Raw genomic sequence first — 23519 nt, 5'->3', positions numbered from 1 at the left:
AATACTGCCCATCGGTCTGAATAATTGCTCGAACCAATATCCACTAGGCTATGGCGGCCATAAATAGCACACAGCCATACAGCGCTACAGGTATTTGAGCAAAATGGTTTTCACCCATCCAGCCTGTGGCAAAGACAAAACGACGAAATAAACCGTGTTTAATTGCCATATGAAAGCAAATCAGTTGCTAGCGATGATTTATTGCCCCATTAGCCGACCACCGTCAGCTGACGTTTGAGTGTCAACTTGTACCATAGCTGACGCAAAAGTAAGTTGTGAGATGTCGTCGAAAGATTTCAATCGTGGCAGCGATGGCCGCGGGCTGTTGGTTTGCGGCCTTTCGCATTTTTATTGCTTTAGCAGCATCACTGCGCTCTGATTGAACGGTTAATCCCTCATAACCGAAAGCCAAAACCAGTATCTCACTACAGTTCATTAAATGGCTCGTTTCACGGGTAAATGTCTAGCCGTATTCGAGCCAATAACGAGATGTAAGCGCGGAAAATTGAGCCGAAAACAATTCAATCCGGTTTCGTTTGGCATATTGCGCGGCTTATGCGCTAACCGTTGGGCGGCTGAGCAAAGCCTAAACAACGACACGATTGCTCGCCGCGTCTCCAAAACCAAAATGTTATTTCTACGTCATTAATCAGGGTATAGGCGCCTAAGCCGCCATTCAGAATGCTTTAAGTATTATTCCCCAGCAAGGTATCTCAATATATTACTAATTATTGTGATATTTCTTACTTCGCTAGCTCAATAAATCAAATAATTACACGCAATGAAATGAAGATGGACGGCACATCCCGATCTTGATACCTATATCAGACAATACTAATTTACATTTAGTTTTTAAATAGCCTTGGGGAATGATGATGAAAACCAAAATGTTCGCATTATTAATTACAAGCAATTTTATTATGCTAAATGTTAAAGCAGAGACAGCTTTAGATAATTTAAATTTAGAAACAACAGCAACACCTGCAATAAAAAGTGTAGCGCCACCAACGCCAGTTTTAAGAAATTGGATGCACACAGACATAAAAGCAGCATGGGACAAAGGCTATAAAGGCCAAGGCACCAATGTTTATGTAATTGATGATTTTTCTAGTGCTAATAAATTCTCAGGTAACTTAGTCGGTGTAAATCAAATTCAAAGACATGGGGAATGGACCAGTGCCGAAATAAATGCAATTGCCCCATCAGGAAACATGACCAGAATAGACTTCAATGGAAAAAATGCAATCGCATTCTCAAAAACTGGATTGAACGTAGTCAATGCCAGTTATGGGCTGTATGCCAGAAGTGGATATAACGTAAATCAAATTGGTTTTGGTAATTTACATGGCAGCTTAATCAATGCAGCAAAAAGTGGCACCGCAATCGTGGTAAAAGCTGCTGGCAATAATGCAGTTGCTGTCAATGGTTCCTATGCTGGAAATAGTGACTATCTCAACTTAGCTTTAATTGGCGCACCAACTGCAATTTTTGCAGGCGCATTAAATACCAATGGTAGCACCACATCTAAAGCAACAATGGCGAGTTATTCAAATTATGCCGGCAATGATATAAGAGTACAAAACCAGTTTTTAGTGGTTGGCGTGGAAGGTAATAAAACCAATCTTTATGGCACATCATTTGCAGCGCCTATCATATCTGGGTACTCTCAAGTTTTAGGTAGCAAATTTACCAAAGCGACTGCCACTCAAATCACTAAGCAGTTATTAACTACAGCTAGAACCGATACCATTCAAAACTATAACCCCTCAATACATGGCAAAGGTGAGGCAAGCTTATCAAGAGCTTTATCACCAGTAACCTTAAAATAAAGTCAGCGTAATGTTAATCACATTAACACCAAGACAAAGGCGTACGAGTAAAATAATGGCATATATTATTTTATTTTTATGTCTTTGTTTTAGCTCTGGATTTTCAAGGTCTGAAACTTATACCATCTATGAAAATTTACAAGAAAGCGACCAAGATGTTTTTGAATCGACGTCTTTATATGATTTAAAACAGGGCTCCGAGCTATCGGATAATATATATAGCTTTAGGAATGTATCTTACGAAAGCTCGTTAGGTGATGCAATTAATCTTAAAAACTTTTATAAAACAAACTGGACTGATCTAAGCTTAACGTGGATAACTAAAATAGATAAAAATTTTGGTTTAATATGGGGCGGCAGCACTGGAGAATATGGAGAGAAATACACAATTTATCCAAAGTTTAAATTTGGATTTGTGTTCCAAACTTTTTTATCAAAAAATTCAAAACTAAGCTTATATGCGAAAAGTTATTTAGGCGGCATGCTAAAAGAAAAAACCTGCCAAGCAGACTATGGTGATATAGGAGGAGTACAAACAGTGAACTGTCGTTTAGCAGGCAGTACTTTACAACCAGCGGAAACCTTAAAGTACTTGCTAAATAAAAAACCGAAATACGACCAATTTATATCAGTTTCTTTAAATATTAGTTTCAATTAAATCAGAGTATGGCTACACCAATCATTCTAAATAAAATTTATAGTTAAAATAACCCACAATTTTAACTATAACCCACCATTTTTAGCCACAGCTGCAAACCACAGACATACTAGAACTAATTTAACGACTTGAATCGATCGGCACAATCAAATTTAGTCGTGAAATTGACCCCCATAAAAATGCCCCTTGCTGCAAAGGGGCATTATCAGTTTTGCTCGCTACGCTAAATAATTGAGCGTAGCGCCATATCCAGCCACATCAAGCGGCGTGATTTGCATAAGGAGATTATTGAACGTGGTAGATTTTACCTGTTTGTTGCCCTTCGACGCTTTTACTAAAAGCAAGCGCGACTTTTGCGGCATCCACTGAAGCAAAACCACGGAAATAAGGGCCATATCCGGACAGCGATTCAGTGAGCACTGTCGGGCTAATCGCATTAATACGCAGGCCACGCGCCAATTCAATCGCCGCACCAATGACAAAACCATCAATACCCGCATTAACCATGCTGCCGCTACTACCGTAGACAATGGGGTCGTGAGACAGTACGCCACTGGTTAAAGTGAAGCTGCCACCATCATTCAATACATGTTGACCAGCCAATACCAAGTTAACTTGCCCCATTAATTTATCAGCAATGCCGATTCCCATTAGCTCCGGTGTCATATCGGCTAGAGGGCCAAAGTGCAGATTGCCTGCCGCTGCAATGACAGCATCAACGGCGCCCACTTGAGCATACATGGCCTGCACCGAGGCAAAGTCTTTCAGATCGACACGAACTTCACCACTATTGCGACCGGCGGTGATGATCTCGTGACGGGGTGAAAGCTCAGTTTGGATGGCCTGTCCGATTGTGCCGTGCGCGCCGATTAATAAAATTCTCATTTGTTTTCTCCATCAGTGGTTATCAAGTTCGTTTGAAGGTCGTGGTGTATTTGTCGAGCTTGATTGAACGGTTGTTAATGAATTCATCATATCTGGCGCTACATTTACGATAAACTAGGCTTTTATTGATTCATTGTTAACGCTATGGCGACAATCAATCGCATCGATGAACAGCAGCTTTGGCCATGGGCCATGGCATTTGCTGCTGTAATGAGCCACGGTAGCTTTACCGCCGCCGCCAACGCACTTGGTGTTTCCAAGGCCTTGTTAAGCAAGCAAGTGCAGCAGCTGGAGCGTGCGCTAGGAACGCAATTACTCTACCGCACGACACGGCGGCTGAACCTCACTGAGGCGGGCAAAGTGTATCTGGCGCATTGCCAAGATTGGCAATTACGAATGCAGGCGGCAAACCAAGCCTTGCAAGAACATGGTCAGACCGTGGCTGGGCATTTACGCTTAACGGTACCAACGAGTTTTGGTGGCGTGTTTATGGCTAAAGCATTAATGGATTTTCGGGAACAATATCCCCATGTCACCGTTGAGCTTGATTTGTCGACCACCCCGCGTGACTTGGAAGCCGATGGCTATGATTTAGCAATTCGCGCCAATTTGGCGCCACCCGAACGCCTCGTGAGCCGACCTCTGGCTTTGGTCTATGACTGGCTACTGGCTACCCCTGCGTTTTTGGCTAAATATCCCCCATTGACGCATCCTGAGCAGCTAACTCGGTTGCCATGCATTATCAATATGCATTTTGCGCAGCCGCAGCGCTGGGAACTGAGCCGCTCGGGTGAGCTATATGTAGCGGAAGTCAGTGCACCGTATCAGGCAAATGACTATGGCTTGTTGCGTAATTTTGCATTGCAAGGGGCTGGCGTAGCGCGTTTACCTAGCTATCTAGCGGCTGCTGATGTAGAAAATCATCGGCTGCAACGGGTGTTGCCTGAATATCAGTTGCACGGCCAGGCTATGTATATGATTTACCCGCAAAGATTACCTCAGCCAGCCAAGGTGCGAGCATTGGTGGATTTTCTACTGAGTTGGTTTGCAAAACCTGAGCAGGTCAAAATGTGGGAATGAATTTTGATGAAATCTACTTTTTAGCGGCACTAACAATCGTTAGTGCCGCGTGAAATGGTCAACTATCGCCACATATTAGGATGATTTACCCCCCAAGCGCAGCCATAGTTTCAATAATGGGCCATCCCCTGTAGCGCATAAAAATCCGTATCTCAAAGCGCTCAGCAGTCGCTAGAAAAACCAGAGCGATTCAGTCATGATTCCAAAACGGTTACACGAAAGACGGCACATCAACCGGTTGCGGCGCCTAGCCTGTTTGCTTGATGTATTTGTTGTTGATTCTAACTGCCAGCACACCCGCGCCAATCAGCAACACGCCCAACAGCACCAAGCCGATAGGCCCAGCAAGACTATCCGCAAAATGCTTATTCATGAAATAACCGACATAAGCTAGCGTAGCCAATGTACCCACGGTCAGCAGCGCGCCCGAGCGCACCACGGTCGATAGAAAAATAGTGCCGCAGGCTAGACCAAGGAAAAGGATTTCAATTGGCGTATTGCGCAGCCAGTCGCCCATCGCACACAGGAACATCATCGACCCAAATAAATAGCAGATCGGCGCTAAAGACTGGTGCTTAGATTTGCCAAGACTCCAGCCGATACAGGTGAGTGACAGCCCCATAACAACGCCGATCAGGTTCGCATCAACCTGCATCAAATCAAAAGCAATGGCGAAAAAGAAGGCGCCAAAGAAGATCGTCGTGAATGCCAGCACCGTACGATCCTTAGCCCAAAACGTAAACCCTTGTTGTATCGCCATCACGCAACACATAAACAGCATGCCATGCGCAGGGTTACCACCACGCGAAAACTCATTCAGCGTCACCAAAATGCCAGTTGGCTGTAGCAGCGCAGCCAGCAGAAATAATGGTGTTGCCGCTTTTTCGAGACTAGGCCGCGTAGTACAAGTAATGGCCATGATAAATACGCAGTAGCCCAAGCCCAACGTGGCCAAAATTCGCGCAACCGTGCCCATTTCGTCCCACTGCATACCGATAAAATAGGCCACGCCTGAAACAATGAATAAACCGCCGATATATCCGAATAGGCGCGCGAGAATGCTACTGCCCTTTTTCGCCTGGACTTCGGCGCTGTCGTGTAAAGCGCCCGTGATTTCATCAATCGTTATCGCGTGGTTTTTCATCAGCGCAATGATGTCATTGAGTGCATCGTCTCGGTTTGTCATCATGGAATAACCCAGCCAATAAATTGCGCCTGTCCGCTGTAAAAATAAGTGCGCCCGTCGTCTGGCGACAATTTTACATTGCGTGATCCGTTGCTAATCATGCTATTGCTCGAACTACGACCCCAGCCGAAGAAGATCTCGTTGAACAGCCCACGGTGTTGATAGCGGTCACTCAATTCGTAACCATCCGGCGATTTTAGCTCGGTCGACAGTTTCAAGCCTTTCGTGCTCTGAACGACTTCTTCACGGGTGCCGCTGATTTGATCAGCGGCATTAGGCAGGCCAAACTCCAGCTCGCGTACTCCTTGTGTCTTCGCATCGAATAAATACAACTTTGGCCAGTAGGAACCATAGTTGTTATTACGGTCTTTTAGCTGGGTGTACTGCGCCATTAACACACCATTTTTTACGACTAGGTTCGCCGAAATCGGCATTGATTGATTGCTGCGGTAATCGTTAATACTGAAAACGAGACTGTATTTCGGCGGCTCCCCCGAAGCGGGTAAAGCGCTAGCCACCATAAACCCAATCATCAGTAGCACCGGCAAGGCCAATCCGATGATTAGTACGAAATTATCCTTAAAGAAATTCTTTGCCGCCATATTGTGTTCCTTCGCCGCAACCGGCTTAGCAGTTCGCATTGATATTGCTTATCACTTGTTGTGATTCAGAGGATGACGATACCCGCACCTTGATTCACGACGAAACACGCTTTTCTTGGTCGATATTATCCCTTACGAAATCATAGAGCAAAGGCCCAAGTAAGAAATACGTTTGTGAGTATTAACTACTGCCGCTATTGCGCAGAGAATATATCGCCAGATGAATAAAGCAAAATCACCGGCATGACCGAACGGCAGTAAGCATTCAATTCATACTGCATTTTTGAACCCAGTTAGCTTAGAAATAAATGCTTTTAGTTTTTAAGTTGGCGTCAGCTGCTGCTATACATGCGATTTGCATTAATGTAAGCTCATGGGATGAAATCGCTGCGTCTCTTCTTTTTTTGCGTGTTGGCCTTGGTGCTGCCAGTTAATTCCGTGCTGGCACAGATGCCTGCGTATGCAAAAATAGCCAGCGCTCATACTGAGCATGCCGCGCATCAACATGATGCCAGCGCACCCCACTTAAGCCAGACCCCAAGCAGCGAGCAGCTGCATATTCATCTCGGTCTTTTTGGTCAGCAAAGTGTTCATGTGCATGAGCCAATGCCGGTGACAACCACCGATTGCGCCAAAGCGTGCCAAACCAGCCTTAACTCCATTTTGCTGGACCCTTTGTTTGCAATACCGCTTTTCTCTGCCATCTTGGTGGATGCTGCACCTGCCACCTTATGCAGTGTGACGCTAGCCCCGCTCGAAGACCCGCCTAAATTGCGCGCCTAATCAGGCGCGTTTCCGACCTATTTTTTAATTGCTCTGGCTTTTTCGCGGATGACTTAGCGAAATTACGCGCGTATCGCGTTAATTTGCTGCGCTTTTTTGCGGCCAGAGGATTGAATCTGCGGCGACTGATGCGTCTTTTCTTACTGACCGGCCAATACACGCTATTGGCCGATGTTCTGTAGACATGATGATAGGTACACCATGCAATCAAAACGATTTTATGCGCCCATTTTGTGGTGCACATTGATCGCGTTGCCCGCACACGCGGCAACGATCAAAGAAGCCTTTGCGCTGGCCAGCCAAATCGATGCGCCAGTACAAACGGCGCAGCAACGCAAAGCACTGAGCGCGCTGCGTCATGCGCAGTCGATAACACCAGAGCCCTTATCGCTCACGCTTTCGGGTAGCAATTCGCTCGACGACAACTTATCGCCAAGCCAAGGCTCGCGTGAATATGAAGCCGAGCTGGGCATTCCTTTGTGGCAATGGGGGCAAAAAGATCGCCTCTTGGCGCAAGTCAATCAATTGACCAAGCTCGAACAAAGCCAGTGGATGCTCAGCCGCTGGGCGCTGGCCGGTGCGCTACGTGAGGCCGTTTGGAGCGCTCGTTTGGCCAAACTGGCGCAAGACAGCGCGCAGCAAAAACTGCTGGCCTTAGAAAAAATACACCACGATTTACAGCGCCAGCTTCAAGCCGGTGAAGTTGCTCCGCTCGATGTCAATCTAGCCCATCAAGCATGGCTAGAAGCACAGTTGCAATTGGCGCTCAGCGCGCAGCAATTGAACGACAGTTTGCAGCAGTTTCAGGCGCTAGCCGGTGACATCCCGTTACCGGATCAGCCCGAGACGCGCCCTCTTGCGCTCGAAACGATGGTTCATCCACAGCGCCAAGTTTTACAAGCGCAGACCGAGTTAGCGCTGGCACAATTGGCACAAGCGCAATACGACACCCGCGACACGCCCGAGCTGGCGCTTAGCCTAACGCGTGAACGTGGCGCGCCGGATGAGGACTACAAAAATCGCGGCAAAATCTCCATGCGTATTCCGTTTGGCGCCGAGGGACGCACTCAAGCCCGCGTCACAAGCGCCAATAGCGAATTGATCAGCGCACAAACGCAAGTACAGCGTACTGAGCGGCAAATCAGCACTCAGCAGCAAATGGCGCACCACGCACTGACGCTGGCGAATCAGCAATTGCAAATGGCGCAACAGCGTTTACAACTGGCGACGCAAGCATGGCAATGGCAACAACGCAGCTACCGCGCCGGACAAACCAGTTTGACGGCTTTTTTGACCGCGCAAAGTGATTTTCTTGAGCGCGGCTTTGCCGTGCAGCGCGCCGAATTAGAACTGGGCCGTGCCGATTCACGATATTTACAAACACTTGGGGTATTGCCATGAAACGTATTACTGTATTGATCTGCGGCCTAATACTTAACACTGCAGCTTGGGCGCATGGCGATGATGATCATAGCGCAGCACCACAAACGGCCGCCACGCAAGCGAGCTTAACCAGCGTACCCAGCGCTGAAAGTGCATCGAGCGATTTTGAAGTGCTAGCACAGATGGACGGGGAAATACTCACGGTTTACCTCAATCGTTTTGCCGACAACCGTCCCGTTAGCGATGCCAGCCTCGAAGTCGAAAGCGGTGCGTTTAAAGCCAAACTCACCGCCGTCGCCTCAGGGATTTATCAAGCCCCAGCCGCGCCCTTAGCCAAAACCGGCGAGCATGCCCTCACGCTGACGCTCTTCGCGGGCGAACAGTCTGATTTGCTCGGCACCACCTTAAACGTCGCGGCACCGACACTCGCGAATGCACCACACATACACATTCAAACTTGGCTATGGATTGGTGGCGGCGTTGCTGCCCTGCTACTGCTGCTGGTGGCATTGCGCCGCCGTGGAGGAAACAAATTATGAAACGCAATGCAATCATCCTCAGCTTAACCATGGCCGTTGCCGCGCTTAGCCCAATCACGGCATCGGCCCATGGCGATGACAATCATGCACACGATGCAGCACCAGCGACGCAAACCGCCAATAAACCACAGCGCCTACCCGATGGCCGCGTGTTGGTACCCAAGCTCACCCAATATCAACTCGGTGTGCTAACCCAGTTGGCACAAACCAGTTCGGCGGCAAAAACCATCGAGCTCAACGGCCATGTGGTGATGAACCCCAATCATGGCGCCCGCGTGCAAGCCAGTAGCGGTGGACGCGTTAGCGCACCGGCAGGTGGTTTACCGCTATTGGGAAGCCGGGTTAAAAAAGGGCAAATTCTGGCGTGGATTCAGCCAGCACAAAGCAGCTATGACACGGCGCAGCAGCAAGCCGAGTTAGCCGAAACCCGCGCTAACTTAAAGCAGGCCGAACAAAACTTGGCACGCCTGCGCCAACTCGAAGGCTCGGTACCACGCAAAGAAATTGAAGCCGCGCAAGCGCAGCTCAGTGCGATTCAAGCGCGCAGCGCCGCTTTATCAACCGCCCGTCGCGGCGAAGCCTTGCGCGCCAGTTTGGACGGCGTACTGGCCAGCAGCAATGTGGTGAATGGTCAGATGATTGATCCGGCCACCATCTTGTTTGAAATTGTCGATCCCAAAGGCTTTTTGATTGAAGCACTGGCTTACGACCCAGCAATGCTAACGCAAATCGAAAGCGCGGCCTTTAATGGCGTCCAATTGCGCTATTTAGGCGGCGCTAGCGCAATGCGTAATGGCGCTTTGCCCTTATTATTCGCGCCGAACGAAGCGATGCCGCTGGCCTTAGATCAAGTAGTGAAAGTGATCGCCAAGACGCGTGAACCAACGCGTGGCGTCGTATTGCCCGCCAGCGCCATTGTCAAAAACACCAGCAATCAAAACGTCGTCTGGGTGCTAGAACAAGCCCAAATATTACGCGCCGTGCCAGTGCAGCCGATGCCACTCGATGGTCAGCGCGTTTTGGTCGGCCAGCTTAAAGACGGTCAGCGCATCGTGGTGCAAGGCGCCAATCTGATTAACCAGATTCGATAGGAAAGCATCATGTTGAGTTGGATTGTGAATGCCAGTTTAAAAAACCGGCTGTTTGTGGTCGCCATTGCGGTGATCATGATGATTTATGGCGGCTATACCGCCAGCAAAATGCCGGTGGATGTGTTTCCGGATTTAAATAAACCCACCGTGACCATCATGACCGAAGCGGGCGGGATGGCGCCCGAAGAAGTCGAGCAATTAATTAGCTTTCCGCTAGAAACCTCACTCAATGGCATGCCCGGCGTCACCCGTGTTCGCTCGGTTTCGGGCGTGGGATTATCGATTGTCTATGCCGAATTTGCTTGGGGCTCGGAGATTTATCGCAATCGACAATTGGTTGCCGAGCGATTAGCCGAGGTCAAATCGCAACTGCCTGACGGTATTAGTCCAACAATGGGCCCAATATCGTCGGTCATGGGCGAAATTATGCTGATTGCTTTTCCAATTGTGGCGCAAGGCGCGAATCCACAGCAAGGCATGGCAGTGCGTGAGTACGTTGATTTTGTACTACGCCCTCGCCTACTGTCGATTCCGGGCGTGGCGCAGGTCATTCCCATTGGCGGCGAAGTGCGTCAATTTCGGGTTGAACCCAATTTGGCAATGATGGCGCAGTTGTCTGTTGGGTATGAAGACATAGAGCAAGCAGTCAATGGCTTCTCTGGCAATACCAGTGGTGGGTATTTGGAACAAAACGCGCGTGAATATTTGATTCGCAATATGGGCCGCACCACCAAGCTAGCCGACATGCAAAATCTGGCAGTCAAAGTGAACAACGGCCAGCCGGTGCTACTCAAGCAAGTGGCCGAGGTGAAGTTTGCGCCAGCGTTTAAACGCGGCGATGCTGGTTTTGGTGGCCAGCCGGCGGTGATTATCGGCGTGCAAAAACAACCAACTGCCGACTCGGTACGGGTAACGCGTGAGGTTGAAGCGGCGTTAGCCAGTCTGAGCAAATCATTACCGGCTGGCGTCAGCACGCCCAAAGTCTCGTTCCGTCAGGCCGATTTTATTGAAGCCTCGGTCAATAACGTCGAAGAAGCGCTACGCGATGGCGCGATCATGGTCGCGGTGATTTTATTTCTGTTTTTAATGAACACCCGAACCACGATTATTTCGCTGACGGCGATTCCTTTGTCGTTAGCACTGACCTTTCTCATCTTCAAAGCACTGGATTTATCGGTGAATGTGATGACGCTGGGCGGTTTGGCCATTGCCATTGGCGAGCTGGTCGATGATGCCTTGGTCGACGTTGAAAACGTCTTGCGGCGCTTAAAGGAGAAAAAGCCGCAAGGTGCGATCGCTTCGATCAAAGTGATTGCCGATGCGTGTAATGAAGTGCGCTCGGGCGTGGTGGTGGCAACGCTGGTGGTGGTATTGGTATTTGTGCCGCTGTTTGCCTTGCCGGGGATGGAAGGACGCTTATTTGCCCCCTTGGGCATCGCTTATATCACCTCGATTTTGGCCAGTTTATTGGTGGCGCTCACCGTCACACCGGTGATGTGTTACTACCTATTACCCAAAATGAAGCAGATCGAGCATGGCGATTCCAAGCTGGTGCAATGGCTAAAACGCCACGATCAACGCTTATTAGAAGGTTCGTTTGATCGTGCCCGCAGCCTGCTGGCCGGTGGCGTGCTCATGCTGGTGGTGGCAATGGCGAGTCTGCCGTTTTTGCCGCGCGCATTTTTGCCCGCGTTTAACGAAGGCACTTTGCTGGTCAGCCTGCTGCTTAATCCGGGTACGTCGTTGGCCGAGTCCAATCGCATTGGGCAATTGGCTGAAACACTGGTGCAGCATGTCCCAGAAGTGGAAAGCGTTGGCCGCCGTACCGGTCGGGCCGAACTCGATGAGCATGCCGAGGGCGTGCATACCAGCGAGCTCGATATTGACTTAAAAGCTTCGGATCGACCGCGCGACGAAGTCTTGGCGGATATTCGGCAACGATTATCCAGCCTGCCTGCCACCGTGATGTTGGGCCAACCGATTTCGCATCGACTCGACCATTTACTCTCGGGCGTTCGGGCGCAAATTGCCTTAAAAATCTACGGTGATGATCTCGATACACTGCGCGCTCAAGCGGCTGACGTGCAACAAAAACTGTCGGGAATTCCAGGGCTGACCGATTTGCAAATTGAAAAGCAAGTGTTGATTCCGCAAATCAAAGTGCAAATTGACTACGACCGTGCTGCGCAGCTTGGCGTTGCGCCGGGGACCTTACTCAAAACGCTAGAGGCCTTAAGCGAAGGCGATACAGTGGCACAAATTGTGGATCAAAATAAGCGCTTTGATCTGGTGATTCGCCTGCCGGATGCGGCACGAGATGCGGCGGGTTTAGCCAATATCTTGATTGATACCCCGCATGGCAAGGTGCCGCTGTCGCAAGTGGCAACGATTGAGGAAGGCGATGGCCCCAATCAAATCGGTCGAGAAAATGGTCGGCGGCGCATTGTGATTTCGGCCAATACCGATGGCAGCGATATGGCGCAGATCATCGCCCAAATGCGCGGCGTGTTAGCCGAAAACAGCATGCCGGAAGGCTATTTCGTCAGTCTGGAAGGACAATTTCAAGCCCAAGAAGACGCGACGCGGCTGATTGCTTTATTGTCGATTTTATCGCTGGCGTTGATTTTTATGGTGCTGTACACGCGCTACCAATCTGCGGTGCTGGCGGCGGTGATTATGGCCAATATTCCAATGGCGCTCATCGGCAGTGTGGTGGCAATGTGGCTGGGGGGCATTACCTTGTCTGTGGCATCGATGGTCGGCTTTATTACGTTGACCGGCATTGCCACTCGCAACGGTATTTTGAAAGTCAGCCACTATATCAATCTGTGTAAATTTGAAGGCGAAACCTTCAGCAAACAGATGATCGTGCGCGGCTCGCTAGAACGGTTAACGCCGGTGTTAATGACGGCATTAACCGCGGCGCTGGCCTTAACACCACTGCTATTTGCTGCTGATGCGCCGGGTAAAGAAATTCTCCACCCCGTTGCGGTGGTGATTTTTGGGGGTCTAGTCAGCTCGACCTTACTCGATACTTTACTCACGCCGCTGATGTTCTGGTTGTTTGGCCAAAAGCCCTTGCAACGTTTGGTCGATGATCAGAGCGCAACCACGTTTTAACTTTGCCTAACGGGCATTAATGACTGAAGGAAATACCATGAAAAAAACCTTACTCACACTCAGCTTGGTCTTGCTATCTCATATGGCGTTGGCCGATGGTGAAATGAAACCAGCGCATCAGGGCGTGATGGCCGAAGCGAGCACCGGGACTCGCGCCGAACTGAGCACCCAGGGCAATATGCTGATGGTGTATCTGACGACACACAGTGATAAGCCCATTGCGACCAAAGGCGCGCTCGCCGAATTAACCTTGCTCAATGGCAGCGAAAAACAAACCGTGAAGATCTCCCCATCGGGCGACAATTCGTTTATGGTGTACGGCCCATATAAAGCCGTTGCTGGCACCAAAGCTTTGTTAAAAGTCACGTTACCGGGAAAACCGGCTGAACAGTTTCGCTTCTCTTTGAAGTAAAATCTATGGGTATTGCCATCATGCCTTTAAAAATAAAAGTATGCGTGGCAATACCCTTCCCTACTATATAAAGTCATCACTTTGACCAAATAAACTACTGCAAGCGAGTGGTTGCAAACTTGAAGCGCAGGGGTTTAAACACAATCGCCGCTGGCGTGAACTTGATTCAAATGGCAGCGCTAGATAGCGATGTTAAAATCGGGCAGTTCGGATCGGCGCTCGCCGGACAGATGTCGATCAGTTGCTCTAAGGTGTGTTTCATCTGTTGCATTGATTCAATTTTGGCGTTGAGTGCATTGATGTGCTGCTCGGCAAGCATTTTCACATCCATACTGGCGCGATCTTCTTGATGCCAGAGCTGCAATAATTGCCCAATTTGTTCCAGCGAAAAACCCAATACCCGCGCTTGGTGGATAAATTTAAGCTGGCTCAGATCAAAGTCATTAAAGATTCGATACCCTGCTGCGCTACGCCCTTGAGGTTTGATCAGCCCTAGGCTTTCATAATGTCGAATCATTTTGCTGCTAAGCCCACTGAGCTGGGCGGCTTGTCCGATATTCATTGCCTATCCTTTTACGTTTTCCATAAAAAAGGGGCGATACCCCTATTCAGATGGCGCTAGGGTTTCCAGCGCTTCAATAATAAGGCATTAGATATCACGCTAACACTAGAGAATGCCATTGCACCACCCGCAATCATTGGGTTGAGCAATCCAAATGCAGCCAAAGGAATTCCGATGGCATTAAAAATAAATGCCCAGAACAGATTTTGCCGAATTTTACGGTAAGTCAAACGCGAGATTTCAATCGTTTGGCTCACCAATTGCAGGTCACCGCGCATTAGCGTAACGCCGGCCACATGCATCGCCACATCGGTACCGGTGCCCATTGCAATCCCAACATCAGCGGCAGCCAGTGCCGGCGCATCGTTCACACCATCGCCGACCATCGCTACCACTTGACCTTGAGCACGCATCGCTTCAATGTGTGCGGCCTTTTCATGCGGCAAGACTTCGGCGATCACTTCATCAAGATTCAACTGCTTAGCAACCCGCTGTGCAGCAAAGCGATTGTCGCCCGACAACATCACCGTTTTTACCCCCAAGGCCCGCAGTTGCGAAATCGCGTCTTTCGCGCTGGCTTTGATGCCATCACTAAAAGCCAGCATCCCGATCAAGGACAAGTCTTGTTCACGCGCTAACCATGACACGGTATAACCTTGGCCCAGTGCCTGATCATGCGCAGCTTGCATCACGCTCAGATCAATGTTTTTTTCTTGCATTAAACGCTGATTACCCAGTAAGTAGCGTGTGCCGGCAATATCACCCGCAATGCCGCGCCCTGGCAAAGCCTGCACATGATCTGCTTGATGGCGTTGAACAACATCGGCTTTGGCAATCACCGCAACAGCCAGTGGATGCTCGCTGCCGCGTTGCAATGCGGCGGCCAATTCCAGCATTTCAGCCTGTTCGCCATCATGAGCAATGAGCTCGGCGAGATGAGGTTTACCCTCGGTCAGCGTACCCGTTTTATCAAATACCACCACTTGTACTTTGTGGGCCAGTTCGAGTGCCTCGGCGTCTTTAATCAAAATGCCAAACCTTGCCGCCACGCCAGTCCCGGCCATAATTGCCGTCGGCGTTGCCAAACCCAGCGCACAAGGACAAGCAATAACCAACACCGCCACAGCATACAAAATCCCGGTTTCTAAATTGCCGGCCCAAAACCACCACGCCAGCACAGTCGTCAGTGCAATCACGAGCACCACCGGCACAAACACCGCGCTGACTTGATCAACGAGGCGCTGAATCGCCGCTTTCCCCGCTTGAGCGTCTTCTACCATCTGAATAATGCGTGCGAGCGTGCTTTCGCGACTTAAAGCTGTGGTTTCAACCAGTAAAACGCCATCATGGTTAATTGCACCGCCAGTGACTTTGCTACCCACTTCCTTGGTGACCAGTACACTTTCACCAGTGAGCATGGATTCATCGTGCTGACTTTCACCTTCTCGTACCAGACCATCAACAGGCACTTGCTCCCCCGGCAAGACCAGCACCCAATCACCCAGCTGTACCTGCTCGAGTGGCATTTCCATATCCTGCCCATTTTTACGCACTCGAGCGACGCTGGGGCGCAAGGCTTGCAACGCTTTAATCGCTGCCGTAGTTTCCTGTTTGGCGCGGGCCTCCAGCCATTTACCCAAGAGCACCAAGGTGATGATCACGGCCCCTGCCTCAAAGTACAAAGCGCCTTGGCTGGCATCAAATAACCAGTGATAAAGCGACAATCCATAGGCGGCACTGGTCCCTAGCGACACCAGCAAATCCATATTGCCGCGCCGATTGCGTACCGCATGCCATGCCGAGCGATAAAAACGAGCACCTAGCCAAAATTGCACCGGTGTCGCCAATAAAAACTGCACCCACGCCGGCAACATCCAATGCATCCCCAAGGGCTCGACCAGCATCGGTAGTACCAAGGGCAAAGACAGTAAAGCGCCGAAGCCTATCGGCCAAAACGGTGACGACTTCACCGCAGTGGTGTTGACGATATCGACCGTTAAAAGACGAGCTTGGTAACCCGCGCCAGCAACGGCATCAAGTAGTGTGGCCACGTTAACGCCGGATGTAATCCGCACTTGGGCAGATTCAGTCGCTAAATTGACCACGGCAGCAACCACGCCTGTTGTGGCCAGCAAAGCACTTTCTATCCGCCCAACACAGCTGGCACAACTCATACCACTAAGACTCAAGTTAACCGTTTGCTCAACGTCGAGGCGCGATGCATTCACCAGCTTGGCTGAAAAACCAGCCTTGGCCACCGCATTGAGTACACTGCCCTCATCATGACCGGCTTGCAGTTTGACTTGCGCGGTTTCCATCGCCAAATTCACTGCGGCACTCATCACGCCCGGCGTTTGTCGTAATGCCGCTTCAATATGCGCCACACAACTCGCACAATGCATGCCAATAATGTCGAGCCTTAATTCCCGATCTGCGTTTAATGATAAAGATGCGTTTTTCATGATGATGACGGCTTATTTGTGGTCAATGAATAGAGTCTCAGCCTTGCCACAATAGGAAGGTCAAGTACGATATTTTTTGGGTACAAAGAGGCAAAAATGAAAAAGCCCTGTGGAGACACAGGGCTGGAAAGGGATAAGACATGAGCGTCATATCACAGCAGTTGGATAACCGATTTGATCCAATGCCGTTCGAATTTCATCGAGTGAGAGATCACTTTTCACTTGAATAATCCCCGCCATGCGATCAATGACGATTTCGGCGGCTTCATCTACGGTCTTCAAAACGGTGTTAATTTTAGCGGCGCAGCCACCACAAGCAATTTTAGCGACCTTAAGTGTGTACATAGTCTGTTCTCCATTGAGCATCGGCCAACGTTGACCGTGAATGCACGATAAAGCTTGCCATCATGGCAAGGTCAAGTGCTCATGGAAATATTTCCTATTAGCCGGACGACGTCACTGCTTGCAATGATGCGCCAAACATTGCGGTAATTTGCATCAGTGAGTACCCGAATTGCTCGGCTTTTTCGGCTTCTTTTTTCTGACGGGTTTCATCTCAAGCATTGGTGTGTTAATCAGGCAAACCCTTTTGATGCAACCTTGCGATCAGGCATTGCTTAATTTTTTTGCCGCTGAACACGCAAAAAAATACCCCATCACAATGGGGCATTTGGCTCAGTGGCGCTAAATGTAAAAGCTATCTCACCGAGTGTAGCCTGCGCAATGCTTTCCAGCCTTAACGATCGCTTGCGTTAACGATAACAAGCCACTAGAACACGACAAGCCTACAGAATCCCTGCCGTGAAGCTGATAAACTAAGCGGCAATTCATTTGGGAGTTGTCATTATGCTCAATGCACTGCAACAGCAACTCAGCAAAGGACAAGCACGACGTCAAGCAGCGCCAATTGCCGCGCATGCCACTTTAGGCAATATTCAACGCGATCCGCTCGAGCTACTCATTGCCAGCAGTCAAGGCAGAATTGAACGCTTAATTCCTCTGCGTTATGGCCGAATGCTGGTGTCGCCATTTACCTTTTTTCGTGGCTCAGCCATGCTGCAAGCGCATGATTTAGCGGCCACGCCACACAGCGGCATCATTCAGCAAATTTGTGGCGATGCGCATTTGGCTAACTTTGGTGGCTTTGCCTCACCCGAGCGCACGCTGTTATTTGATCTGAATGATTTTGATGAAACCCACCCGGGGCCTTGGGAATGGGATATAAAACGCTTGGCAGCCAGCTTTGTTTTAGCTTCACGTAGCTCAGGGTTTTCTGCAGCGGCGGCCGATGAAACGGTCTATCGATTGGTGCGTAGTTATCAGCATTGGATCGCGCAGTATGCCGAGCAAGGTGCGATGCAAATTTGGTATGACCAAATTAGTTATGAGCGACTGCTGGCCAATATTACCGACAAAGACGCACGCAAGCAGCTGAGCAAAGAAATGAAACGCGCTCAAAAGCGTACCCACGAACGTTTGCTACCCAAAATCAGCAGCAAGGTCGATGGCCGCTGGCAAATTAACGATGAATTACCGGCTTTATTTCATATTTTTGGTGAGAACAGCATCTTTGGTGAACATGAGCGCGAAATTTTATTAGGCAATCGCCAAGCATTGGCACAGCAATTATTTAGTGAATACCAAAACACCATCAGCATCAGCCACCGCCAATTACTATCACGGTTTACGATGCAAGATCTGGCTTGCAAAGTCGTCGGCGTAGGCAGTGTCGGCACGCGTTGCTTGGCGCTACTACTGACCGATGAGCAAGATAAACCTTTATTTTTACAAATCAAAGAAGCTCGCCCTTCGGTACTCGCGCCGTATGTACCTAGCGGGGTATCACCGTATAGCAATGAAGGGCAGCGCGTGGTGGTTGGCAAGCGATTAATGCAGGCGTTTAGTGATATCTTTTTGGGCTGGTCTAGTGCCGGCAATCATCATTTTTACTTCCGCCAATTGCGCGATATGAAAATCTCGCCAGCCATCGATAGCTATACCCCATCAATGATGACGCTGTATGGTGAGTTGTGTGGCTGGGTGCTGGCGCGTGCGCATGCGCGCAGCGGTGGTTTTGCGGGCGAAATTGCGGGCTATTTGGGTGAGGATGATGAATTTGCCATGACCATGATGCGTTATGCGCGTAACTATGCCGACCAAAGCGAACAGGATTACACGCTATTTCAAACCGCGTGTAAAAGTGGCCGACTGCAAGCGCAATCTGAAGCCGATTTTGTCAGTAGCATGAGCAACCAAGGCTCTTAGCGCGGCAATCAATCGCCAGCAACAACCCAAGCGAAACCACGTCGCTTGGGTTTAATCTATAGCGGCACTAAACAAGTTACACGGAAACGATAGGCAAGGGCTGGCACTCAATGCGGGTCAGACTGCCATTTTGTAAGCGGAAAAACGCATCTTGCGGCATATCTTGCTCCCACAGCGCAGCGGGCGATAATTGGGCATAAATCCCGCGTAAAATGCGCCCTAATAAGCCATGCGCCACCACAATAAGCTGATCTGGCAAGGTGTCATCGGCAAGCCAGTTTTCAAGTCGCTGCACCACATCGGCGTAGGCTTCACAACCCGGCGCTTGAAAATGCCAATCCGGTAGCGTTGCTAAGTGAGGATATTGCGTATGCAGAGTTTGAACTTGCTGCTGCTCCCAATCACCAAAACCGACTTCAATCAAGCGTGGCTCTGGCTGGATACAGCGACTGGCTAAGCCTAGCTCGGCGCAAACCAGTTCGGCGGTCTGCATGGTTCTGCCCAGTGGGCTGGCGAACACTTGCCAATTGTCCAGCGAGCCCAATTCTGCCCGTAAAGTCGCGCCCATGGCTCGCGCTTGCGCCACACCAAGCTCAGTGAGGGCGGAATCACAATGCCCTTGCATGCGACGTTCGAGATTAAATTTCGTTTGTCCATGCCGTAGCAAATAGATGGTACGTGACATCAAAAGCCCCTCGGATCAAAAGGGGTAAAGTGTAAAACCTTTTAAACAGAAAGCCCAAGGGAATAACACCAGCGCTTGACAATACCCCTGCTGCGTATTGGCTTAGCAAGCATAATTTTAGCGCTTTACACCGTAATACCAATCATTATGTTCATGCTTTGCACAAGCGCTGATCACTAAAAAATGAAAAAACATATCAACATTGCAGCCAAAAATGCATTCTGATTCGCTATTGCATGAGCACCGATTCGGCGCCGACAAGATCAAACCCTTCTATCTTTGCCGCTCTCACTTTTTGCTGCAAATAGTGATTCATTCCCTGCCGAGTGGCCGCTTCGTGTAAATACTGCGCGATTTTATTTTGCACCATCGCAAAATCTAATCTTTTGCCAAGCAGCTTATGCTCACAGCGTAAGATATGTAAACCAAAACGAGTTTCTAATAAGCGCGGCGAGATTTCCCCCGCTTGCAGCGCAAACACCACTTTATCAAATTCAGGCACCATTTCGCCGCGCGAAAACTGCCCTAAACTGCCGCCCACTTGCCCAGAAGGGCAATTTGAATACTGCCGAGCACATTGCTCAAACAAGGCTGGATTTTGCAATATATCCGCCAAAATAGACTCGGCCTTCGCCCGCAATAATTCCAAATGGACCGTCTCGCTGACTTGAAATAAAATATGACTGGCCGTCACCAACTCCCCTTGCACAAAGGTTGACGGGTGCTGCTCATACCATTGCAGACAACTTGCCGCATCGGCCTGCGGCACTTTGATTTCTCGATCTAATAGGTTACCAATGATTTCATCGTCATCTTGACCTGCAACGTCTAATTTTTGCGCCTCTTGCAGCAAAACCGTCCGTAAAATAACTTCTTTGACGACCTCATCAAGTGTTTTATCCGGTTGCATTTGCCGCTCTAATTGAATCACATCGTCACTAATATCCACCCCATTCACCGAGATTCCCATCGCTATTTCCTTTTTTATTTGCCAATAAAAACGGCGAACTCAGTTCGCCGTTATCATGTAATGCGTTAAATTAAGCGCGCGGCCGGACCAACTGCCAAGCTCGTCCCAAATAAGTCACACTGGCAAAACCACTCCAGACATGCACCATACGAGTAAATGGGAAAATAATAAAAAACGTCATTCCAAAGAAAATATGCAGCTGAAACACTAAAGGAGAACCAATAACAAACGGCGCGGCATCACCACGAAAGGTCACAATTCGCTGCGCCCACTCCATAAACATCACCATCATGTCGCCGTTTAAGTGCGCCATCGACAATGGAATTGTCAGTAAACCTAAACCTAAGGTGACTAACAACCACAGCAATACCACTTTATCTCGCATTGGCGTCATTGCTGCCAAACGCTCATTACTAAAGCGGCGATAGAGTAAAATCAGCAAGCCAATAATGCCTAAACCACCCAAAATCCCCCCTGCCGTCATCGCTAAGATTTGTTTTGCTTCGTGGGTCACCCCCAAGGCTTGCCACACTGCCATCGGAGTGAGTAGTCCGCCTAAATGCCCCAAAAATACGCCAATAATCCCGATATGAAACAAGTTTGAACCTAAGCGCAATTGCCCACGATGAATCATTTGCGTTGATTCGGATCGCCAAGTGTATTGCTCGCGCTCAAAACGGACTAAAGAGCCCAAAAGGAAAATAGTTAGCGCAATATAAGGATAAATACCAAAAATAAAATATTGAAGGTAGTCCATCGTCAAACTCCTTGCGAGGCGCCAACCGGGGCAGCCGTACGTGGATAAAACTGTATCGTTTGCGTTGTTGCCTGATGACTCAAACTCGGGCTGAGCAGTGGCTCAATGCCATCTACCCCACTACCAAACTGCTCCATGACTTCATCCATGTCTCGTACGGGTGGCTCTGCCAATGGCAAAGGTTCAACATCCGTTAAACTGCGTAAAGCGGTAAATACGCCATGATAAGGACTCTCTCCTTCATCAAGCTTGTCACCAATCCGTGCGATCACATGAATGGATTCACCCAAAAATTCAGCGGCAGTCGCTTCATCGGTTTGCCCCAAAAACTCGAGAAACATGGGCAAAAAATCCGGCAATTCATCGGCAACCACCAAAAAATTGTGATTGGTGTATTCCTGCATCAAGCTCACCATTGCTGGGCCCCGCTCTCGACTTTCCCCGTACACATGCTCAAATAAATGCAAACTACAGGTTCGATTACGATCAAACGTGGCAACATAATTTTCTTGCAGTTCAATCAAATCATGCTGCGCCAAATAAGCCAAAAGCGGCGCAATCGAAGTGTGAACTTCAGTCGAACAATGCTCTAGCTCTGCATGAATCTCTGGCAAAGCCTCTAACAAGGCCTTTTCGGGGTATTGCAGTAAAGCCGATAGTATTTGAAAGCTCCGCATAGATACCCCCTATTCTTCTTGAGTTGATTTTTTGCGTGATTTAGGCATCTCGACAAAAATAATCGAACCCTCTTTTTTCTTACCAAATAAAGTCCCTGAAGAAACGCCCGTCGAGCAGCCATTACCAAAAGTAAAGCCGCAACTGCCTTTTTCATTAAAACTATCTTCAACGACTTCTTTGTGGCTTGATGGAATCACAAAACGATCTTCATAATTGGCAATCGCCATGATTTGGTACATATCATCGACTTGCGCTTGCGATAGTCCAACTTGTTTTAGCACATCCAAATTGTCGACTTTATCTACTGTTTTGCTACGCATATAAGCGCGCATCGCGAGCATTTTGTCCAGCGCAGATAGCACTGGTTTTTCGTCACCCGCAGTGAGTAAATTGGCCAAATATTTCACCGGAATTCGCAACTCTTTCACATCGGGCAAAATCCCATTGCGCCCCAAAACGCCACGTTCGGCCGCAGCTTGAATTGGTGATAAAGGCGGGATATACCATACCATCGGCAAAGTGCGATATTCAGGGTGTAATGGAAATGCCACCTTCCACTCAACTGCCATTTTATACACTGGCGATCGTTTAGCTGCGTCGAGCCACGAATCAGAAATACCTTGCTTGCGAGCCTCTTCAATCACCGAAGGTAAATTTGGATCGAGGAAGATTTTAAGCTGTGCTTCATACAAATCTTGTTCATTGGCCACGCTCGCTGCCGCTTCGATTTGATCGGCGTCATAGAGCAAAACACCTAAATATCGAATCCGGCCAACACATGACTCAGAACAGACCGTTGGCTGGCCGCTTTCAATGCGGGGATAACAAAACGTACATTTCTCCGCTTTCCCTGAATCCCAGTTGTAATAGATTTTTTTATACGGACAGCCCGAAATACACATCCGCCAACCACGACATTTATCTTGGTCAACCAGAACAATGCCATCGTCTTCGCGTTTATAAATAGAGCCCGATGGGCATGACGCGACACAAGCTGGGTTTAAGCAATGCTCACACAAACGCGGTAAATACATAATGAAAGTGTTTTCAAATGTCGAATACATTTCTTTTTCGATATCTTTAAACAATTGATCTTTACTGCGTTTGGCAAACTCGCCTCCCAGGTCGTCTTCCCAATTCGGCCCCCATTCGATTTTGTCCATTTTTTTGCCCGTTAACACCGAAATCGGGCGAGCCGTTGGCGGTGTTTGCATCTCTGGCGCATTTTGCAAATGTTCATAATCGTAAGTAAATGGCTCGTAATAATCATCAATTTCGGGCAAGTTCGGATTGGCAAAAATATTGGCTAAAATCCGTAATTTTCCACCCTGCCGAGGTTCAAGCTGACCTTTAGCATTGCGCTGCCAGCCACCTTTCCATTTACTTTGGTTTTCCCATTCTTTTGGATAACCAATCCCAGGCTTGGTTTCTACATTGTTAAACCAGGCATACTCGACACCATCTCGGCTAGTCCACACGTTCTTACAGGTGATCGAACAGGTATGGCAACCAATACATTTATCAAGGTTAAGGACCATCGCTACTTGAGCACGAATTTTCATAACGATCTCC

General features: G+C 48.9%; 22 protein-coding genes. 10 read left to right on the top strand and 12 right to left on the bottom strand.

Going from position 1 to position 23519, the window contains the following annotated elements; translation table 11 throughout:
- Positions 1–43: 43 nt before the first annotated feature.
- The gene (locus HQN60_RS16320; protein ID WP_256435129.1) at positions 44–169 is read right to left on the bottom strand and encodes a hypothetical protein; all 126 of its coding nucleotides are present in this window, start codon (positions 167–169) and stop codon (positions 44–46) included.
- Between the two features lie 718 nt (positions 170–887).
- Here HQN60_RS16320 and HQN60_RS10615 point away from each other — a divergent pair.
- Complete coding sequence (locus HQN60_RS10615; protein ID WP_217390105.1) at positions 888–1829, top strand: S8 family serine peptidase; 942 nt, start codon at positions 888–890, stop codon at positions 1827–1829.
- 55 nt (positions 1830–1884) lie between these two features.
- Positions 1885–2487, top strand: a complete 603-nt coding sequence (locus tag HQN60_RS10610; protein ID WP_173533616.1) for a hypothetical protein — start codon at positions 1885–1887, stop codon at positions 2485–2487.
- Between the two features lie 285 nt (positions 2488–2772).
- Here HQN60_RS10610 and HQN60_RS10605 read toward each other — a convergent pair whose 3' ends face one another.
- Positions 2773–3372, bottom strand: a complete 600-nt coding sequence (locus HQN60_RS10605) for a short chain dehydrogenase (protein WP_173533615.1) — start codon at positions 3370–3372, stop codon at positions 2773–2775.
- Between the two features lie 144 nt (positions 3373–3516).
- Here HQN60_RS10605 and HQN60_RS10600 point away from each other — a divergent pair, with 144 nt between their 5' ends.
- Positions 3517–4452, top strand: coding sequence for a LysR family transcriptional regulator (locus HQN60_RS10600; RefSeq protein WP_173533614.1), 936 nt, complete (start codon positions 3517–3519; stop codon positions 4450–4452).
- A gap of 247 nt (positions 4453–4699) precedes the next feature.
- On the opposite strand, the gene HQN60_RS10595 is transcribed toward HQN60_RS10600, so the two are convergent.
- A complete protein-coding gene (locus HQN60_RS10595) occupies positions 4700–5641 on the bottom strand; it encodes a DUF2157 domain-containing protein (protein WP_173533613.1) in 942 nt (313 codons plus the stop codon).
- Positions 5638–6240 (bottom strand): hypothetical protein, encoded by a 603-nt coding sequence (locus HQN60_RS10590; RefSeq protein ID WP_173533612.1) that lies wholly within the window; start codon positions 6238–6240, stop codon positions 5638–5640. The genes HQN60_RS10595 and HQN60_RS10590 overlap by 4 nt, the downstream gene beginning before the upstream one ends.
- Positions 6241–6618: 378 nt before the next feature.
- Here HQN60_RS10590 and HQN60_RS10585 point away from each other — a divergent pair, with 378 nt between their 5' ends.
- From HQN60_RS10585 to HQN60_RS10560, 6 genes are all read left to right on the top strand, one after another.
- A complete protein-coding gene (locus tag HQN60_RS10585; RefSeq protein WP_173533611.1) occupies positions 6619–7023 on the top strand; it encodes a hypothetical protein in 405 nt (134 codons plus the stop codon).
- A 201-nt stretch (positions 7024–7224) separates the two neighbouring features.
- Positions 7225–8424: a TolC family protein gene (locus HQN60_RS10580; RefSeq protein WP_173533610.1), complete on the top strand. Its 1200-nt coding sequence runs from the start codon at positions 7225–7227 to the stop codon at positions 8422–8424.
- Positions 8421–8945: a hypothetical protein gene (locus HQN60_RS10575; RefSeq protein ID WP_173533609.1), complete on the top strand. Its 525-nt coding sequence runs from the start codon at positions 8421–8423 to the stop codon at positions 8943–8945. Before HQN60_RS10580 ends, HQN60_RS10575 begins: the two co-directional genes overlap by 4 nt.
- Positions 8942–10036, top strand: a complete 1095-nt coding sequence (locus tag HQN60_RS10570; protein WP_173533608.1) for an efflux RND transporter periplasmic adaptor subunit — start codon at positions 8942–8944, stop codon at positions 10034–10036. The genes HQN60_RS10575 and HQN60_RS10570 overlap by 4 nt, the downstream gene beginning before the upstream one ends.
- A 9-nt stretch (positions 10037–10045) precedes the next feature.
- On the top strand, positions 10046–13156 hold the full coding sequence (locus HQN60_RS10565) for an efflux RND transporter permease subunit (RefSeq protein WP_173533607.1): 3111 nt from the start codon (positions 10046–10048) through the stop codon (positions 13154–13156).
- 37 nt (positions 13157–13193) lie between these two features.
- The gene (locus tag HQN60_RS10560; protein ID WP_173533606.1) at positions 13194–13568 is read left to right on the top strand and encodes a hypothetical protein; all 375 of its coding nucleotides are present in this window, start codon (positions 13194–13196) and stop codon (positions 13566–13568) included.
- 166 nt (positions 13569–13734) lie between these two features.
- On the opposite strand, the gene cueR is transcribed toward HQN60_RS10560, so the two are convergent.
- The 3 genes from cueR to HQN60_RS10545 all read right to left on the bottom strand — a co-directional run bounded on the left by cueR (position 13735) and on the right by HQN60_RS10545 (position 16937).
- The gene (gene cueR, locus HQN60_RS10555) at positions 13735–14130 is read right to left on the bottom strand and encodes a Cu(I)-responsive transcriptional regulator (protein WP_173533605.1); all 396 of its coding nucleotides are present in this window, start codon (positions 14128–14130) and stop codon (positions 13735–13737) included.
- 56 nt (positions 14131–14186) lie between these two features.
- Positions 14187–16592 carry a heavy metal translocating P-type ATPase gene (locus tag HQN60_RS10550; protein ID WP_173533604.1) on the bottom strand — a complete coding sequence of 802 codons (2406 nt, stop codon included), beginning with the start codon at positions 16590–16592 and terminating at the stop codon, positions 14187–14189.
- Between the two features lie 147 nt (positions 16593–16739).
- Positions 16740–16937, bottom strand: coding sequence for a heavy-metal-associated domain-containing protein (locus HQN60_RS10545; protein WP_173533603.1), 198 nt, complete (start codon positions 16935–16937; stop codon positions 16740–16742).
- A 501-nt stretch (positions 16938–17438) separates the two neighbouring features.
- On the opposite strand from HQN60_RS10545, the gene HQN60_RS10540 reads away from it, so the two are divergent.
- On the top strand, positions 17439–18857 hold the full coding sequence (locus tag HQN60_RS10540) for a DUF2252 domain-containing protein (protein ID WP_173533602.1): 1419 nt from the start codon (positions 17439–17441) through the stop codon (positions 18855–18857).
- A gap of 76 nt (positions 18858–18933) precedes the next feature.
- Here the strand turns inward: HQN60_RS10540 and HQN60_RS10535 are convergent, their stop codons facing one another.
- From HQN60_RS10535 to narH, 5 genes are all read right to left on the bottom strand, one after another.
- Positions 18934–19542, bottom strand: a complete 609-nt coding sequence (locus HQN60_RS10535; RefSeq protein WP_173533601.1) for a histidine phosphatase family protein — start codon at positions 19540–19542, stop codon at positions 18934–18936.
- 229 nt (positions 19543–19771) lie between these two features.
- Positions 19772–20512: a peptidylprolyl isomerase gene (locus HQN60_RS10530; protein ID WP_173533600.1), complete on the bottom strand. Its 741-nt coding sequence runs from the start codon at positions 20510–20512 to the stop codon at positions 19772–19774.
- A 70-nt stretch (positions 20513–20582) separates the two neighbouring features.
- Entirely contained in the window at positions 20583–21269 is a 687-nt protein-coding gene (narI, locus tag HQN60_RS10525) for a respiratory nitrate reductase subunit gamma (RefSeq protein ID WP_173533599.1), read from the bottom strand.
- Positions 21270–21271: 2 nt separating this feature from the next.
- Positions 21272–21946, bottom strand: coding sequence for a nitrate reductase molybdenum cofactor assembly chaperone (narJ, locus tag HQN60_RS10520; protein WP_173533598.1), 675 nt, complete (start codon positions 21944–21946; stop codon positions 21272–21274).
- Positions 21947–21955: 9 nt separating this feature from the next.
- Positions 21956–23509: a nitrate reductase subunit beta gene (narH, locus tag HQN60_RS10515; RefSeq protein WP_173533597.1), complete on the bottom strand. Its 1554-nt coding sequence runs from the start codon at positions 23507–23509 to the stop codon at positions 21956–21958.
- Between the last annotated feature and the right edge of the window lie 10 nt (positions 23510–23519).

This window comes from Deefgea piscis (genome assembly GCF_013284055.1).
In the GTDB taxonomy this organism is placed as follows: Bacteria; Pseudomonadota; Gammaproteobacteria; order Burkholderiales; family Chitinibacteraceae; genus Deefgea; species Deefgea piscis.
The sequence above is the reverse complement of the archived record's forward strand: the minus strand, read 5'-3'. Positions and strand labels throughout refer to the sequence as shown.

What these genes read in the sequence shown, in the direction of transcription:
- HQN60_RS16320 (WP_256435129.1), bottom strand. Translation starts at nt 169, where the DNA reads ATGGCAATTAAACACGGTTTATTTCGTCGTTTTGTCTTTGCCACAGGC.
- HQN60_RS10615 (WP_217390105.1), top strand. Translation starts at nt 888, where the DNA reads ATGTTCGCATTATTAATTACAAGCAATTTTATTATGCTAAATGTTAAA.
- HQN60_RS10610 (WP_173533616.1), top strand. Translation starts at nt 1,885, where the DNA reads ATGGCATATATTATTTTATTTTTATGTCTTTGTTTTAGCTCTGGATTT.
- HQN60_RS10605 (WP_173533615.1), bottom strand. Translation starts at nt 3,372, where the DNA reads ATGAGAATTTTATTAATCGGCGCGCACGGCACAATCGGACAGGCCATC.
- HQN60_RS10600 (WP_173533614.1), top strand. Translation starts at nt 3,517, where the DNA reads ATGGCGACAATCAATCGCATCGATGAACAGCAGCTTTGGCCATGGGCC.
- HQN60_RS10595 (WP_173533613.1), bottom strand. Translation starts at nt 5,641, where the DNA reads ATGATGACAAACCGAGACGATGCACTCAATGACATCATTGCGCTGATG.
- HQN60_RS10590 (WP_173533612.1), bottom strand. Translation starts at nt 6,240, where the DNA reads ATGGCGGCAAAGAATTTCTTTAAGGATAATTTCGTACTAATCATCGGA.
- HQN60_RS10585 (WP_173533611.1), top strand. Translation starts at nt 6,619, where the DNA reads ATGAAATCGCTGCGTCTCTTCTTTTTTTGCGTGTTGGCCTTGGTGCTG.
- HQN60_RS10580 (WP_173533610.1), top strand. Translation starts at nt 7,225, where the DNA reads ATGCAATCAAAACGATTTTATGCGCCCATTTTGTGGTGCACATTGATC.
- HQN60_RS10575 (WP_173533609.1), top strand. Translation starts at nt 8,421, where the DNA reads ATGAAACGTATTACTGTATTGATCTGCGGCCTAATACTTAACACTGCA.
- HQN60_RS10570 (WP_173533608.1), top strand. Translation starts at nt 8,942, where the DNA reads ATGAAACGCAATGCAATCATCCTCAGCTTAACCATGGCCGTTGCCGCG.
- HQN60_RS10565 (WP_173533607.1), top strand. Translation starts at nt 10,046, where the DNA reads ATGTTGAGTTGGATTGTGAATGCCAGTTTAAAAAACCGGCTGTTTGTG.
- HQN60_RS10560 (WP_173533606.1), top strand. Translation starts at nt 13,194, where the DNA reads ATGAAAAAAACCTTACTCACACTCAGCTTGGTCTTGCTATCTCATATG.
- cueR (WP_173533605.1), bottom strand. Translation starts at nt 14,130, where the DNA reads ATGAATATCGGACAAGCCGCCCAGCTCAGTGGGCTTAGCAGCAAAATG.
- HQN60_RS10550 (WP_173533604.1), bottom strand. Translation starts at nt 16,592, where the DNA reads ATGAAAAACGCATCTTTATCATTAAACGCAGATCGGGAATTAAGGCTC.
- HQN60_RS10545 (WP_173533603.1), bottom strand. Translation starts at nt 16,937, where the DNA reads ATGTACACACTTAAGGTCGCTAAAATTGCTTGTGGTGGCTGCGCCGCT.
- HQN60_RS10540 (WP_173533602.1), top strand. Translation starts at nt 17,439, where the DNA reads ATGCTCAATGCACTGCAACAGCAACTCAGCAAAGGACAAGCACGACGT.
- HQN60_RS10535 (WP_173533601.1), bottom strand. Translation starts at nt 19,542, where the DNA reads ATGTCACGTACCATCTATTTGCTACGGCATGGACAAACGAAATTTAAT.
- HQN60_RS10530 (WP_173533600.1), bottom strand. Translation starts at nt 20,512, where the DNA reads ATGGGAATCTCGGTGAATGGGGTGGATATTAGTGACGATGTGATTCAA.
- narI (WP_173533599.1), bottom strand. Translation starts at nt 21,269, where the DNA reads ATGGACTACCTTCAATATTTTATTTTTGGTATTTATCCTTATATTGCG.
- narJ (WP_173533598.1), bottom strand. Translation starts at nt 21,946, where the DNA reads ATGCGGAGCTTTCAAATACTATCGGCTTTACTGCAATACCCCGAAAAG.
- narH (WP_173533597.1), bottom strand. Translation starts at nt 23,509, where the DNA reads ATGAAAATTCGTGCTCAAGTAGCGATGGTCCTTAACCTTGATAAATGT.